Raw genomic sequence first — 278 nt, 5'->3', positions numbered from 1 at the left:
GATCTCAGAAGCCCTGCAGGCGTTCTGTGCAGGGTCGGTCGGGATCTCCTACATTCCGCCCGGCACACCGTGGAACAACGGGTTCATCGAGTCGTTCAACAACCGGTTGCGCGACGAGTGTTTGAACCGCAACTGCTGGCCCACCCTGCTCGAGGCCCGCGTGGTCATCGACGACTTCAAAGACGACCACAACCACCGACACCGACATTCAGCGCTGGGCTACCAGACCCCGGCCGAGTACGCTGCCCGATGCACCCACCAACATCACCCCGTGGGCT

1 protein-coding gene is annotated in these 278 nt (G+C 62.6%); it reads left to right on the top strand.

Features of this window, described 5'->3' with window-relative positions; translation table 11 throughout:
• A partial coding sequence (locus tag GOSPT_RS16745) for an integrase core domain-containing protein (RefSeq protein WP_039856413.1) occupies window positions 1-278 on the top strand: 278 nt, incomplete at both ends.

It is taken from the genome of Gordonia sputi NBRC 100414 (genome assembly GCF_000248055.1).
Classification (GTDB): domain Bacteria; phylum Actinomycetota; class Actinomycetes; order Mycobacteriales; family Mycobacteriaceae; genus Gordonia; species Gordonia sputi.
This window is presented reverse-complemented; position numbering and strand designations above follow the sequence as displayed.